The 14,188-nt window shown below is 59.7% G+C and carries 11 protein-coding genes and 1 tRNA gene; 7 read left to right on the forward strand and 5 right to left on the reverse strand.

Going from position 1 to position 14,188, the window contains the following annotated elements; translation table 11 throughout:
• Nucleotides 1-5: 5 nt before the first annotated feature.
• The 5 genes from AB1Z34_RS04315 to AB1Z34_RS04335 all read left to right on the forward strand — a co-directional run bounded on the left by AB1Z34_RS04315 (nucleotide 6) and on the right by AB1Z34_RS04335 (nucleotide 4,453).
• On the forward strand, nucleotides 6-1,367 hold the full coding sequence (locus AB1Z34_RS04315) for a lipopolysaccharide biosynthesis protein (protein ID WP_367157958.1): 1,362 nt from the start codon (nucleotides 6-8) through the stop codon (nucleotides 1,365-1,367).
• 84 nt (nucleotides 1,368-1,451) lie between these two features.
• Entirely contained in the window at nucleotides 1,452-2,273 is an 822-nt protein-coding gene (locus AB1Z34_RS04320) for a glycosyltransferase (protein WP_367157959.1), read from the forward strand.
• 11 nt (nucleotides 2,274-2,284) lie between these two features.
• Nucleotides 2,285-2,989 (forward strand): glycosyltransferase family 2 protein, encoded by a 705-nt coding sequence (locus AB1Z34_RS04325; RefSeq protein WP_367157960.1) that lies wholly within the window; start codon nucleotides 2,285-2,287, stop codon nucleotides 2,987-2,989.
• Nucleotides 2,986-3,408 carry a DUF2304 domain-containing protein gene (locus tag AB1Z34_RS04330; protein WP_048732304.1) on the forward strand — a complete coding sequence of 141 codons (423 nt, stop codon included), beginning with the start codon at nucleotides 2,986-2,988 and terminating at the stop codon, nucleotides 3,406-3,408. Before AB1Z34_RS04325 ends, AB1Z34_RS04330 begins: the two co-directional genes overlap by 4 nt.
• Before the next feature lie 49 nt (nucleotides 3,409-3,457).
• Nucleotides 3,458-4,453, forward strand: a complete 996-nt coding sequence (locus AB1Z34_RS04335) for a thioredoxin domain-containing protein (protein ID WP_070643209.1) — start codon at nucleotides 3,458-3,460, stop codon at nucleotides 4,451-4,453.
• Nucleotides 4,454-4,515: 62 nt separating this feature from the next.
• Here the strand turns inward: AB1Z34_RS04335 and AB1Z34_RS04340 are convergent, their stop codons facing one another.
• Together AB1Z34_RS04340 and AB1Z34_RS04345 are read right to left on the reverse strand one after the other, a co-directional pair.
• A complete protein-coding gene (locus AB1Z34_RS04340; protein ID WP_070643225.1) occupies nucleotides 4,516-5,481 on the reverse strand; it encodes a GDP-mannose 4,6-dehydratase in 966 nt (321 codons plus the stop codon).
• 129 nt (nucleotides 5,482-5,610) lie between these two features.
• Nucleotides 5,611-6,900, reverse strand: coding sequence for an MFS transporter (locus tag AB1Z34_RS04345; protein ID WP_070643211.1), 1,290 nt, complete (start codon nucleotides 6,898-6,900; stop codon nucleotides 5,611-5,613).
• 817 nt (nucleotides 6,901-7,717) lie between these two features.
• Here AB1Z34_RS04345 and AB1Z34_RS04350 point away from each other — a divergent pair.
• Together AB1Z34_RS04350 and AB1Z34_RS04355 are read left to right on the forward strand one after the other, a co-directional pair.
• Complete coding sequence (locus tag AB1Z34_RS04350; protein WP_048732297.1) at nucleotides 7,718-9,061, forward strand: MFS transporter; 1,344 nt, start codon at nucleotides 7,718-7,720, stop codon at nucleotides 9,059-9,061.
• Between the two features lie 213 nt (nucleotides 9,062-9,274).
• Nucleotides 9,275-11,326, forward strand: a complete 2,052-nt coding sequence (locus AB1Z34_RS04355; protein ID WP_367157961.1) for an acyl-CoA dehydrogenase — start codon at nucleotides 9,275-9,277, stop codon at nucleotides 11,324-11,326.
• Between the two features lie 16 nt (nucleotides 11,327-11,342).
• On the opposite strand, the gene AB1Z34_RS04360 is transcribed toward AB1Z34_RS04355, so the two are convergent.
• The 3 genes from AB1Z34_RS04360 to AB1Z34_RS04370 form a co-directional block, all read right to left on the reverse strand.
• On the reverse strand, nucleotides 11,343-12,314 hold the full coding sequence (locus AB1Z34_RS04360) for an N-acetylmuramoyl-L-alanine amidase (protein WP_069359066.1): 972 nt from the start codon (nucleotides 12,312-12,314) through the stop codon (nucleotides 11,343-11,345).
• 209 nt (nucleotides 12,315-12,523) lie between these two features.
• Nucleotides 12,524-12,596 (reverse strand) — tRNA-Thr (locus AB1Z34_RS04365).
• A 134-nt stretch (nucleotides 12,597-12,730) separates the two neighbouring features.
• Nucleotides 12,731-14,107, reverse strand: a complete 1,377-nt coding sequence (locus tag AB1Z34_RS04370) for a DNA polymerase III subunit delta' (protein ID WP_367157962.1) — start codon at nucleotides 14,105-14,107, stop codon at nucleotides 12,731-12,733.
• Nucleotides 14,108-14,188 lie beyond the last annotated feature (81 nt).

Genomic DNA, 14,188 nt, shown 5'->3' on the forward strand with positions numbered 1-14,188 from the left:
CGTCAATGTCCGGTTTCAAATGGTTGTCGCTGGCCACGATTGTCGCGGCGATAGGCAGCTTCGCGGTGCTGATTATCTCGGCCCGCGCACTTCCGAATACTGTAAACCTGCAGTTCGTGGCGTTCTGGGGGCTTTTCTTCGCGCTCACGGGTGTCCTCGGCGGGCTGATGCAGGAGACCACGCGCGCAATCGGTGCTGCGGAATCGCGGAATCGAGAGCAGAATCGGGAGCAGGGGCAGAGCCAGGAGCAGGAAGCCTCGGAAGCGGGTCAAACTCTCGGTGCTCGTCCCATCACAGTGTCCCTGGGCGTCGCCGCACTTACTTTCGTCACCATGGCAGTGACGGGTCCGCTGTGGGCCCCACTGGTCGTGCAGGATGACGCCGGCACTGCAATTCTGCTCATGGCTTTTGGTCTGGCGCTGTACTCTATGCAGGCCACCACCTCGGGTCTGCTCAGCGGCCGCCAACTGTGGGGCCCCTACGCCGCGCTAATCATGATTGACATTCTCGTGCGCGTGGCTCTGGCACTCATCGCCTGGTACTTCGGCTGGGGCCTGCTGGCCTGGCTGATTATCACGGTATTCGGCACTGTCAGTTGGCTTATTCTCGCGCTGTTTTCCCCGGCAACCCGCTCGGTCATGTTCGCGCGTGCCGACGTCCCGGTGCGCCGCTTCGTCGCGCTTATGGTCACGGCCATGGGCGCATCCGGTGCATCTGCTGTGCTGGTCACAGGTTTTCCGACAATCGTCAAGATTGCCGGCGAAGCGGTCACCACTGGCGCCGGGATAGCCGAGTCGCTGACCCCGCCGCATGCCAACAACTTCACCGCAGCGGTGACCATTGCGGGTATCGCCTACGCCGTAACGCTGACCCGCGCTCCGCTGCTCATGCCCTTAGAGAAGTTCCAAAACGCCATCATTGTGAGCTTTGTCCGGCATCGCTCCGAAGGCGTGCTGGCAGCGCTGGCCAAGCCGTTGGGGGCGCTGGCTGCTTTCGGCACCTTCGGGGCGGGCCTGGCATGGCTCATCGGCCCGTGGATTATGACTCTCATCCTGGACGATAGCTATCACGTGTCCGGGCCGGTGCTCGCAGCGCTGACGCTCGGTGCGACGTTGACCGCCATGTTGATGATTACCGGCTCGGTCACCTTGGCAGTGGAAAAGCACCATATGTATCTGATCGGTTGGTTGGTTGCGACCACGATCGCCGTTGCCATTCTTTTCCTTCCTGGGCACCTGTCGGTACGCACGGTCGCGGCTATCGCCGTAGGCTCAGCAGTAGGTGTTGTCATTCACCTGCTTGCGCTGCGCAAACTTTCCCCACGTGCTGCCAGGTCAGCCGTATCGGAGGCTTTTGCGGTGGAATAACACCACCCGCATCCAATGCGGTCCCCCCCCCCCCAAAAAAAAACTGTCCACATCCCCCTGCAACTCCCAAGGTTCGAGACTCACATGTCCACCATCACTAACCTCACGGTTCTCATGACCGTCTACCACCGCGTCGTCCCCGACCAGCTCGATGCTGCGCTGCAGTCGCTGTGGAACCAGACGCGTCCGGCCGCGCACGTCATTGTGGTCATCGATGGCCCGATCGGGCAGGAACTCGACCGGGTCGTCGTCAAGCATGAGCAGGCGCATTCGGAGATGACCGTGCTGCGTTGTGCGGAAAATGGCGGCTCGGGAGTGGCTTCGCAGGTGGGTCTTCAGTTGGTGGAAACGCCATGGGTGGCGCGGCTGGATGCGGACGATATTGCGCGTGCGGACCGCTTTGAAAAGCAGTGGGATGCGCTGGCTGCCGATTCGGAGTTGGATGTGTTGGGCAGTGCAATGGCGGAGTTCGAGGGCACGCCGGACAATGTGGTGCGCGTGCGGACTCTGCCGCAGACGCACGCCGAGATTGCGCGTTATATCAAGATTAATTCACCCGTGAATAACCCCTCCTCGATGCTGCGAACGGCGAAGGTGCGTGAGGTCGGTGGGTATCGTGACATCCGTCTGATGGAGGACTACGACCTCTGGGTGCGCCTCATGGCCGCCGGCGCGAAGTTTGAGAATCTGCCCGAGCCGCTGGTGTACTTCCGTGCCGACGGCATGTTCGAGCGGCGAACCTCGCGCGGCATCATCCGCGGTGAACGTCAGCTCCAGCGCACGCTGGTAGCTGAGGGGCTGATTTCCAGGCCGCGGGCGGTGTTTAACTTGGCGGTGCGGACACTTTTCCGACTTTTGCCAACTCAGCTCATGTCACGCGCATATCGACGATTGTTTGTGCGGTAGGCTTCGGAACGATGACTGACAACATGGATTTCTCGGACACCTGGCTGATTGTGCCGTGCTACAACGAGGGCCAGGTTATTCGTGAGGTTCTCGAGCACGCTCGCGAGACCTTCCCCAACATTGTCGCGGTCAACGACGGCTCTTCGGATAACTCCAGCCTGGAGATCCACAGGGCTGGCGCTCACCTGGTCAACCATCCTGTCAATTTGGGTCAAGGTGCGGCTATCCAGACCGGCGTGGAATACGCTCGCGCGCAGGCTGGCTCGAAGTACTTTGTCACCTTCGACGCCGATGGCCAGCACCAGGTCAAGGATGTCGTCGCCATGGTGCAGCGACTGCGCACCGAACCAATCGACATCATTGTGGGGACCCGTTTCGGCCGCCCTCGCGCCGAGGATGACCAGGTGCCGCTGATTAAGCGAATTGTCCTCAAGACGGTGGTCATGTTGTCACCACCCACGCGCCGGCTCGGTCTTACCGACGCCCACAACGGTCTGCGCGCTTTCAACCGCACGGTGGCAGAGCAACTGAACCTGCGCATGAACGGCATGAGCCATGCCTCCGAATTTGTCGAGGTCATGGACAACAGAGGCTGGCGTACCGCTGAGCAGCCGGTGGATATCCTCTACACGGAATACTCCATGTCCAAAGGGCAATCCTTGTTCAACGGTGTCAATATCCTTGCCGACTCCCTGATTTCGAAGAGGCTGCCATGACCGCATCCATCGTTCAAATTATTTTGCTGCTGGCGATGGTGGGCCTGGTGGCTTACTTCGTCGCTAACCGTCGTAAAGCACGCGCCAAGGCGGGCGTGAAGCTGGGATTCGTCCTTTTCGTCGTCGCGTGCCTGTGGGCAATCGTGCGTCCCGACGATCTGACCGTGGTAGCCAACTGGATCGGTGTGACCCGGGGCACCGATTTGCTGCTCTACGTACTGGTATTGGCGTTTGTGTTTACCACGGTGTCGTCCTACATCCGCTTCCGCGAACAGGAGCTACGCTACGCGCGACTGGCTCGTGCAGTGGCTTTGAAGACCGCTGTGCGTCCGGAAGAAGAAATTGTGATTTCGGGCAGCCAGAACAGCAGCCAAAAGGACAGCGCGACGAAGGTCGAGAACAACGCTCCGTCCGACTAATCGGCACGCTAAGCGCATGTGAATCTGAGGCTGTGGTTCCATAGAAGCCATGAGCGAAGAAAATAAGGACAACGCCGCCGCTGACAACAGCAGCGATTCGCAGCAGCCCTCGGCAGACGCAGCGTGGCAGGAGACACCGCAGGAACCCCAGCAGGATTCTCAGCCGGTACCCACTGAGCAGGACTTGGAGTCCTGGTCTGCCGACAGCGGTGGGAAAACTAAGTCGTGGTACTCGATTCCGAACGCCGCGTGGGCGCTAGCTGTCGTCGCATTGATTGTTGTCGGTGCAGCGGGCTTCTTCGCTGGTTCGCGTTCGGCTAGCTTCAACGGCGTGAGCACCGTCAACATGGCGGGTGTTGCACCAGGCAGGGGCGAGATTGCGCCTGTGCCTGGTCCGAATGGCTCTTTCGACGCCAGCATCTACGGACCAAAGGCGGGAGCACAGTTGAAGTCCCCGGAGGATATGGACAATGTCCACCGCCGCAATGAAAATGATCCTTTTGCTCTCGGTGCAGTGGATGCGCCGGTCGTAATCTCGATCTACTCGGACTTCGAGTGCCCGTTCTGCGCGAAGTTCGCAAACGAAACCGAGCCTGACCTCGTGGAAAAGTACGTCAACGAGGGACTGGTCCGCCTGGAGTGGAACGACATGGCCATCAATGGCGAGAAGGCCATCAAGGATGCTGAGGCCGGCCGTGCCGCGGCAGCTCAGGGCAAGTTCTGGGAATTCTCCCGTGCGCTGTTTAAGAAGGCCGGGGAAAAGGGCCAGGGCCACCCGGAGTTCACTGAGAAAGACCTGATTGCCGTCGCTCGCGAGGCCGGTGTGCCGGACATGAAGCGCTTTGAAAAGGAGCTTAAGGACGGCAAGTGGACCGAGGCGGTCAAGAATGCCACCCAGTTCGGCTCCATGCTGGGCATTTCCGGTACTCCGGGCTTCCTCGTTGGTACGCAGTTCGTCTCGGGCGCACAGCCTCTTGACGTGTTCGAGGACAATATCGAGCTGGCTCTCATCCACGCTAAGCGCATGGAAGAAGCTGGCAAGTAAGTTGCGCTGACTTGCTGCTAACTTATGCGGGCGAGTGCATGAAGCCGCCCGCGTAAGTTGTGCTAGCCCTGATTCCGGAAGTACTCCACAGTACGGGCAACGCCCTCCTGAATACTCATAGCCGGCTCCCAGCCGAGTACCTCACGCGCCCGCGTGGGATCCAACGCCGACCGCGCCACATCACCAGTGCGCGGCGGTGCAAACTCCGGGTTATCCTCGGCATCCGCAGCCTGCGCCACCAACGAGTGCAGCTGCCGATCCGAGGTTTCTACACCGGTGCCAATATTAAAGCGCATTCCGCCACCGACCTCGCCGGATGCGCGGTAGAAAGCATCCACCACATCGTCGACATACACATAGTCGCGGGTATTTCCGCCGTCACCGAACACCTTGGTCGGCTCTCCCGCCAGCAGACGCTGGGCGAAAATAGCCACCACACCAGCCTCGCCGTGCGGATCCTGCCGCGGGCCGTACACATTCGCCGGCGCGATGTGCGAGCATTCGAGCCCGTAAAGGTTGCGGAACATATTCAAGTACAGTTCGCCCGTCGCCTTTGAAGCGGCATAGGGGCTCATCGGATTAACCGGCACGCTTTCCGACACCGGAAGCTCCTCCGGCGTGCCGTAGATGGAACCGCCCGAAGATGTAAACACAACCTTGCGGACACCGTGCTTTCGGGCCGCATCGGCAAGTTTGATTGTGCCAATGATGTTCAGCGTCGCATCTCGCACCGGGTCGGCTACGGAAATCCGCACATCAATCTGCGCTGCGAGGTGGAAAATAACCTCCGGGCGGTTTTGCCCGAGCAGCTCGTCCCAGTCCACCTCCAGCACATCGGCGGTTATGAACTCAAAGTCGTCGTTAAGCGATGCCTGCTGGAGATTGTCCAGCTTTCCGTGGGAGAGATCGTCCAACGCCGTGACCGCGTACCCTTCAGCCAGCAGCCGGTCAACTAGCGTCGAACCGATAAATCCGGCACCGCCCGTCACCAGCGCGCGAGGTTTCGCGCTTGCCGACGATTCTGTCATCGCGGTGGCCGGTGATTCGTTCTTGTGCTTCTCCATAGGAAGAACTATAGGCGCTTAGTAAGGAAAGCCGCTTATACGTGTGCCAACCTCACATTGACGGGGTTGATTAGTCTTCCAGGGAATGCGAGATTACTCAGCGCGCTGTGGCAGGTTGACGGTGGAATTGAAGTAAATAACCAAGCCCATCAGGATGGCGATGACCATACCGCCACCGAGCATGACCGGGTAGGTCATCCAGGAGATGGACTGGGAGAGCTTGGTCAGAATTGCCGGGAATGCGAAGCCTATGTAAGTCAGGCAGTAGAAGATACCGGTCAGCCCAGCCATATCGCGCGGACCGGCGATGCGCTGTACCTCGTTAAGACCGGTAAACATGGCCAGGCCGTAGCCCGTGCCCAGCACCAGCGCTGCAATAAACGCCGTCACTGCGGTGGGGTTGGTGGACATCCATGCGGCCATTCCCATGCCGATAACCACAATGCCCATTGCGATCAGCGAACCGCGGGCGTTGTGTTCGGTCACAAAGCGTGGACCAATCTGCTGAATACCAAAACCACAGAGCAGCGCAAACAGTGTGACCATCGCGGAGTAGAACACCGGCTGTGAGACGTGGTCCTGAAGCAACGACGGAATGATTGCGTAGGCAACACCGGCTGCACCGAAGACCCACGGCGCTCCCATCGCGGCGACGAGCAGGAAGCGACGGTTAGTTACCGAAGGGGTGTGTAGAGACTCCCAGACGCTTTCGTGCGGAGCGTTGCTGCCGCCCAGGTGCGGCGACTGGCGGGTCTCCGGCACAGCCACAAGACCGAAGATCGTTGGGATGGAAATCAGGATGTGGATGATATAAGCCAACTGCCCCGGCAGCGGTGCGAACTGCGCCAACGTGCCGGCAATACCCGCACCCAGGCCAAAGCCCAAGGTCAACGCCATGGACTGACGCTTCGCGCCCGAGGTGGAAGTGGCCTTGGGGTCAAAGCGTGGATCGGAAAGCTCCTTTACCCACGAGCCGCCCACGGCCATGACAATGCCGACTGCCAAGCCCGAGATAAAACGACCAGTGAGGATGAGCGGGGCGATGGTCTCGCCCAGCGCGATGAGAGTCGAGCCCAGAATCGAGAGCACCGGCGCGGCGAGCATCACCGGCTTACGGCCGATACGGTCCGAGATTGGGCCAGAAATCAGCAGCGCCGGCGCGATGCCGAGAGCGTAGACCAGCAATAGAAGGTCAATGAACACCGGCGCCAGGTCAGCGTTTTCGCGGTACATCACCATCAGCGGTGTGAATTCATTGCCACCCCACGCGACGGCGAAAACTGCAATTGCGGCGAGCAGCCACAACGGCGTGCCTTTATTGGATTTGGCCCTGCCGTGAGGTACCTCATTTTCATTGCCGTTAGTTCCTGCGTGAGAAGACATGTCGTTTACTTTACGACGGTCCCCAGCGCCTTACGCACAATGGTGCAGATTTAAGCCACCGGAGCTAACCACAAGAGGTGTGCCGAGATAGTTGAGCAGGCGGGGCGGGGCAACTGAGTCGGTTAGTGGAGTGGCGGCTAATCCGGTGGCGTGCCCAGTTTGGGCACCTCGGGTTGGTTTCGGCATATATGCCCCTGAAACCTGGGGCTCACACCCCCGTCTCGGGGTGGCGTATTGCCGACCTTGCGCCCCTGCCCCATCCGGGGGCAATGACCTATTCGACACTACATCGTTATCATTCCGTTACTTCCTTCATGTCTTGCGTCACTTTTGCCACATCATTCACACAATTTCTGATTATATAATTACAAATTAGTTCAATGTGGGGGTAGCCGAACAGTCATAAAACGCAGATTTCCCCTATTTAAGACAACTTCGCGCATGGACGGACATCAGGTCGCGCACATTAGGCCGGAAACGGACCGTCGTTAAGCAGCGCCCTTTCCGCACCCTTCGCACACCCCCGATTCCACCCTTCCTAGACATTCAGGAAATGAATCCGGTCACAAACAAAGGAATTCTACCGCCATTCACCACCCCCTATTACCCCCGTTGTTCACTTTTTGTCATCGCTCGCTGAAGTTCAAACGCTGGTCGCTACAGGCCTGGCTGTGTAAGAATTCGACACCGTCAAACAATCTGTCCATTCCCCAAACGCTGGCTGAGAAAAACCTGGGGCGATTTCTGCACGACCGCTGAGATCGCCAAGGTCCTCGATGGCCGTGCGGACGGGTATGTAAAGAAAGTCTTGTTATTTATGACTACTTCGATCATCGCGAATGATCCCAAGCAGCGCCGCAAGGTGCTCACGGGAACTCTCGTGGGTACGACCATCGAGTTTTATGACTTCCTGATTTACGCTCAGGCCGCAGCTATCGTGCTCGCTCCGCACTTCATCGAGCCGGCTGCGAAGTCGAACCCACAGGTCGCTCAGGTGCTCGCCTGGGCAACCCTGGGTATTTCCTTCCTCTTCCGCCCGCTTGGCGCTATCGTCGCCGGCCATATCGGTGACCGCTACGGCCGCAAGATGATTCTGGTCTTCACCCTCATCGGCATGGGTGCAGCTACTTTCTGTATCGGTCTGCTGCCGACTTATGAGTCAATCGGCATCGCTGCACCTATCCTGCTGGTTCTGCTCCGTATCTTCCAGGGCCTTTCCGCGGGTGGCGAATGGGGCGGTGCAGCCCTGATGTCCGTGGAGTACGCACCGAAGGAAAAGCGCGGTATCTACGGCGCATTCCCGCAGGCCGGTGTTCCGCTGGGTCTGACCCTGGCTACCGGAACCATGCTGATTGTTATGGCTATCATCGGCGAGGAAGCCTACATGGACTGGGGTTGGCGTGTGCCATTCTTGCTGTCCTTCATCCTGGTTCTGATTGGTTACATGATTCGTCGCACCGTCGATGAGTCCCCGGTCTTCCAGGCTATGCAGGCTGAGTCTGCTGAGCGCTCCGCTCCGCTGCCGGAGCTCTTCCGCAACCACTGGGGCAAGGTCATCCAGGGCGCCCTGATCTTCGCTGCTCAGCAGGCTACCGGTTACCTCGTGATCGCATTCTTCGGCGCTTACGCACAGAAGACACTGGGCTACCCCGCAACCGTCGCTTGGACAGGCACTCTCGTCGCCGGTATCTGCTGGACCATCTTCATGTTCATGGCCGGCGCTTGGTCCGACCGTATCGGCCGCGCAAAGACCTTCATCATCGGCTACGTCCTGATTATGATTTGGGAAGCCGTCATGTGGAGCCTCCTGGATAAGGGCCCGTTCCTCTACGTCATGACCGTCGCAGTCCTCACTCTGCCGCTGGCACTGACCTTCGGCCCGCAGCCGGCCATGTACTCCGAGATGTTCCCGGCTGAGGTTCGCTACTCCGGCGCTTCCATCGCTTACGCCATCGGCGCTGTCCTGGGTGGTGCATTCGCACCGATGATTGCCCAGATGATCATGGACGCCACCGGTAACCCGTTCTACATCTCCATCTACCTGATGGCCATGGCTATCCCGGCACTGATTGCCCTGTTCCTGCTGCCGAAGGGTCTTGAAGACCGAGACCTCATCGAGCACCCGGAAACTAACCTCGACGAAGTTAAGTCGCGCGTCTAGTTCCCACAGCTAGGGGGTCTGACCCACCGAGGGTCTGATTACGCGAGCCGTCGTCAAGCACTGCACAACGCAGTATTTGCTTGACGACGGCTTTTGCGTTTCCGCCTTCGTTCTATCCCGGTAGCTTGTTTCCGACCCGTGGCCCCGATTTCCTCATGAGTTTCTCAGTCGAAAGCGGCTGACAAGCCCCAGATATCCCATTAACGTTGGGTTATGGCACAGACTTCTTCCAGCTCCACGCGAATCCCCCGCCGTCGCTCGACCGACGGTCCGAAGACGCTCCCCTCCCGTCCTGAACCGGAAGTGGCAGGTGCACTGCAAAAGGCCCTGGACGGCTATTTCCCCGAGGCGCGCGCTGATGTCCGCGTCCTTCTAGAAGACCCCTCCCTGCGGCCCACCTCTGGGCTGACCGTGGAGGAGGCCAGGCAGCACACCACCGAGTCACTGTCCAAGGTGCTTAAGACCGGCATGCCCTATGGGGCTTTCCGCACTGACCAGGGCGGCACAGGAGATACCGGTGGCACTCTCACCGGGATTGAAATGCTTGGCCACACCGACTTGTCGTTGATGGTGAAGTCCGGAGTGCAGTGGGGCCTTTTCGGCGGCGCTGTCAGCAACCTGGGAACAGAGCGTCACGGCGAGTTGGTGCGTGACCTCATTGAGCTGCGGGCTCTCGGCTGCTTTGCGATGACCGAGCGCGGCCACGGCTCGGACGTGCAATCACTCGAGACCACGGCGCACTACGTCCCCGAGACGGAAGAATTCATCCTCAATTCCCCTACGGCTTCCTCTGAGAAGTGGTTTTTGGGCAATGCCGCGCGCGATGGGCGCTGGGCTGCGGTCTTTTGCCAGCTCTACACACCAGGGCAGGAAGAATCCCATGGTGTGCACTGCATTGTCGCTCGAATCCGCAATGATGATGGTTCGCCTGTCGACGGAGTTGCTATCGGCGACCACGGCACCAAGGGCGGCCTCTTGGGCGTGGACAACGGCACTCTCATGTTCGATCATTACCGCGTGCCGCGGGAGAACCTGCTTAACCGTTTTGCAGATGTCTCGGCCACTGGCGAGTACAGCAGCGATATTGACAGCCCCAATGCACGGTTTTTCACGATGCTCGGTGCCCTCGTGCGCGGCCGCGTGACAGTCGGTGCGGCCGCTGGTGCGGCAACCCGCACCGCATTGACCATCGGCACCAAGTACGCACACTTGCGGCGCCAATTTGCTCCCGACGATTCGCTGCCGGAAAAGAAGCTCATTGAGCACCGCCAACACCGAATCCGACTACTCCCCCGCATTGCGCGTTCGTACGGTCTGCAATTTGCCACCAACCTGCTAATCAAGCGGATTCACGACCTCGAAGCGGAGGGGCTAGACCGTGCGAATCTAACCCCGGAGCAGGCTCGCGATTTGCGTGAAGTGGAGGCGCATGCCGCCGCATTGAAGGTCGCCAACACCGCACATGCCACCGACGCCATCCAGGAGATGCGTGAGGCCACCGGTGGAGCCGGTTACATGGCAGAGAACCTGTTGACCATTCTCAAAGAAGACTCTGACGTATTCACCACTTTTGAGGGCGACAACGTGGTGATGTTGCAGCTGGTCACCAAGGAACTCTTGGGCGGTTTTGCCCGGGAGGTGCAGAGTTTTTCCAACCTGGAGATGGTGCGCTTCGGCCTCGACAATTTCAGTGGCATATTGCGCCGTCGCACCGGTGCAGATGCCGTCGTCCAGAACCTCTTGGATGCGCTGACTGACGCTGATGAGTCCTCGCTCTTTGACCCCGCCAGCCAGATGCAGCTACTTATCGAGCGCGAGAACCGACTTCTCAAGTCCCTTGCTCGCAGGCTGCGCCCGGCGCGGAAACTGCCTGTTGAAAAGGCCGCGAAGCTGGTGGACAAGGTCCAGGACCACATGATTTCCTGCGCGTGGGCGCATATCGATCGCATGATCCTGGAAGCGTTCTTCGAAGCCGAATCCACGATCACAGACGAGCGCTCTCAAGAAGTGCTCGAGCAGGTTCGTGATGTGTTCTTCCTGTCGGTTGTCTGCGATAACGCCGGCTGGTTCTTGGAGCAGTCACTGCTCACCGGTACTCGCACCAAGGGCGCGCGAGCGGGCTTGGCCGATCTGGTTGATTCCCTTGGCCCCTGGTCTGAGGTACTTGTCGATGCCTTTGGTGTCCCCAGCACCATGCTGGATATCCCCATAATGGAGCCTTACGACGCGATGACGCCGAAGGCTAAGGCCAACCCGGCTAGTTAGCAGGTTGGCCGGTTGGCTACTGGGCCAAGAACCCTTCCAACCCAGCCACAGTGGCCTCTGCCAAGCGCTGACGGCCTTCGCTGGAAGTCAAGAGGGCAATGTCGCTGCTATCGCGCATGTTGCCGTATTCGACCAGTGCCTTTGGCTTCGTCGATAGGTTGAGTCCAGTGAGGTCTGCGCGTGGATTCAGCCCCTCGCTGCCGAGATAGTTGGATGGAGCAAAACCGGCTGACACGAAAGCATCGCGCAGGGCGGTTGCCAGCGCGGTAGATCCCTGCTCGTCATTATTAGCGAGCGGCTGAGAAATCGCCGACACATGGAATCCGCGGTTGCCCTCTCCAGCGCCGTCAGCGTGGAGGCTCACCACGGCATCGGCGTTGGAAGCATTTTCCTTCTCTGCGCGAGCATCGATGCAATCTGCACGACCTGCGTCATCCTCGCGGCTGAGTAGCACCTGAGCACCGCGCTGTTCGAGCAGCTGCTTGATTTCCTGCGCCATCAGCCAATTGAACTCGTGCTCCGGGAAGCCGTCGTTGGAAGCGGTGCCGGAGGTATTACACGGCTTTTGGCCACCACGACCGTCAGTGACCATCAGGTCAGCAGGTGGTGGGGTGCCGGCGTGCCCCGGGTCGAGGTAGATGACCTTACCGGCTACAGCGCTGGAGCCGTCGGCACGCGAAGTAGCGCGATTAGCTTGCTGTTGTGGCGCGTCGCCCGGAGCGACTGCGTCGGGGTTAGCAGAATCAGGCATTGCAAACTCCTCATTCGGCGGAGTGGGGTTCGGCATCTGCATGGCCTCTTCTTCAGCTGCCAAGGACGTTTGAGTTTCCGCCGAGGCAGCTTGCTGAGCGCTTCCTGCTCTGGAAGCCTCCGTGTCGATGGTGCAGGCCACAAGACCGGCAGGCATGATTGCCGCGGCCGCCAAAACCACAGCTAGTCGTCCCGCTGATGGTCGCACTACTAATCGCTGGTGTCCGGGCTGTCGCATCGTGCGTTCTCCTAGTATCCGCGTACCTGCCATGTGCTGAGTAACAGTAGCAAACACTCGATTGAGAGTCCCCGGCTCCGAGATTTCCGCCCCCATTCGTTTCGGGGAATCACCGCACGTCGGCTTGCCGTCGGATTCGCTCTCCTCATGTTTGACCGATCCAAAAAATAGAAAACGGGACCCTTTTCCAAGGATCCCGTTTCAAACCGAGCCGCCTGCGAGAATCGAACTCGCGACCTTCTCATTACGAGTGAGACGCTCTACCGACTGAGCTAAGGCGGCACGCACATTGCGCCGAGCTTTCAAGCAAGCAGAAATAACCCTGCACAAAATGTACAAGCGGTAATACTACTGCACTGCACCCATCGCTACCAAAATGGGGCCTGCAGTCCGCTAAATTAGGCGCTTCTGCCGGCTTACCTGCGACCAACCTGCCCTGCGATCTGCAATTTAGCCATTAATTCATCCATCAAGACCGTCAACTTCACTGCAGTCACGAGCATGCCGCGCACCTCGGTTACGGCATCGATGGAGGCCAATATCGCCTCCGGCGGAAGACGTCGGGCTAGCTCTGCGGCTGTCCGACGACGGTCTGGATTTATGAGGTAGACGGAGCCATCCCCAAACTCGGAATCAGCACCGGAATCTGAAACAGAAGCGTCAAAAGCAGACCCAGCACGTTCCGCCCCAAACGCCAGCACCAGGGCGTCACGGTAAAGCCCCATAATGTCGGTCAACGACAGGTCAATCAGATCTGACTCCGCGCGCCTGCGCCGCCGCTTCTGATTATCCTCCAGCTCCTTGATCACGCCCTTAGAGCCGCGCAGCGCCGCCTGCGCCCCCTTGCCAGACGCACCTACACCCAACGAGCGCTCGAGATTCTCCAGCTCCTCAGCCTCTAGTGGCTCCATCCGCCGCTTCACCTCGCCAGCCACTTCGTTGGCTAACTCTCGCGCCACCAAATACGACTTCGCCGGGTCGAACACGGCCTCCACGAAATCCAGGGCCTTACCCCGCCAGGCACGCGAGCCCTCATCGGAGACAAAGCCACGCGCACGCCCGATGTGACCATTGGATACCGTCGCGGCCCAGACCGCTTGCTCGTCGGTAAGCTCTGGCCGCTCTGCGCGCAGGAGGTTTGTAACGTCGTCGATATGCGGCGTCGGCACATAGACGTGGCGGCAGCGCGAACGGAGCGTAACGGAGAAATCCTCCGCGTTCGTCGTAGGTGCGCACATGATAATGACCGTGCGCAGCGGCGGCTCTTCCACCACCTTGAGCAGCGCATTTGAGGCGGATTCGTTGAGGCGGTCGGCGTCTTCGATGATTAGTACGCGGCAATCCGCCGTCGTGGGCATCTTGTAGGCCCAGGGCCGCAGCTCATCCCTCACCGTCGCCACCGAAATGATGGTGCCCTCCGGGCGCACAATCTTGATATCTCCATGTGTTCCCGCCAGCGCCGTCCGGCAGCCCTCGCACTCGCCACATCCGGGGTTGTCATGTCGCGTGCACAGCAGCGCCGCCGCAAACGCCGTCGCCGTCACCGACCGCCCCGACCCCGCAGGTCCCGTGAACAGCCAGGCGTGCGTCATGTCCGAGTCGCGTGGCACATCGCTTAACGACGACCCCGCGTCCCCACCTTCCGGCGAAACCTCCACCCCATCGCCTGCCAGCGGTTGACCATTGGCAAAGCGATAATGCGCAGCGCGCACAGCAGCCTGCAGCCGCTGGCGAACCCCACCGGTTTCGGGCATACGAGAAAACACGCTGCGCTCTGTCATCGGCTCTGTCATGGCCACAACTCTAGCGCGCCCCACGAGACTCTTGTGAGGTAACTACTCCCTGCAATCCGGGGTTGCCACTAAGGTAGTAAT

The organism is Corynebacterium sp. 045007 (genome assembly GCF_040743205.1).
In the GTDB taxonomy this organism is placed as follows: domain Bacteria; phylum Actinomycetota; class Actinomycetes; order Mycobacteriales; family Mycobacteriaceae; genus Corynebacterium; species Corynebacterium jeikeium_D.

Coding starts and splice junctions, on each gene's coding strand:
- AB1Z34_RS04340 (WP_070643225.1), bottom strand. CDS start 5,481: ATGACAGAATCGTCGGCAAGCGCGAAACCTCGCGCGCTGGTGACGGGC.
- AB1Z34_RS04315 (WP_367157958.1), top strand. CDS start 6: ATGTCCGGTTTCAAATGGTTGTCGCTGGCCACGATTGTCGCGGCGATA.
- AB1Z34_RS04335 (WP_070643209.1), top strand. CDS start 3,458: ATGAGCGAAGAAAATAAGGACAACGCCGCCGCTGACAACAGCAGCGAT.
- AB1Z34_RS04325 (WP_367157960.1), top strand. CDS start 2,285: ATGACTGACAACATGGATTTCTCGGACACCTGGCTGATTGTGCCGTGC.
- AB1Z34_RS04370 (WP_367157962.1), bottom strand. CDS start 14,107: ATGACAGAGCCGATGACAGAGCGCAGCGTGTTTTCTCGTATGCCCGAA.
- AB1Z34_RS04345 (WP_070643211.1), bottom strand. CDS start 6,900: ATGTCTTCTCACGCAGGAACTAACGGCAATGAAAATGAGGTACCTCAC.
- AB1Z34_RS04355 (WP_367157961.1), top strand. CDS start 9,275: ATGGCACAGACTTCTTCCAGCTCCACGCGAATCCCCCGCCGTCGCTCG.
- AB1Z34_RS04320 (WP_367157959.1), top strand. CDS start 1,452: ATGTCCACCATCACTAACCTCACGGTTCTCATGACCGTCTACCACCGC.
- AB1Z34_RS04360 (WP_069359066.1), bottom strand. CDS start 12,314: ATGCGACAGCCCGGACACCAGCGATTAGTAGTGCGACCATCAGCGGGA.
- AB1Z34_RS04350 (WP_048732297.1), top strand. CDS start 7,718: ATGACTACTTCGATCATCGCGAATGATCCCAAGCAGCGCCGCAAGGTG.
- AB1Z34_RS04330 (WP_048732304.1), top strand. CDS start 2,986: ATGACCGCATCCATCGTTCAAATTATTTTGCTGCTGGCGATGGTGGGC.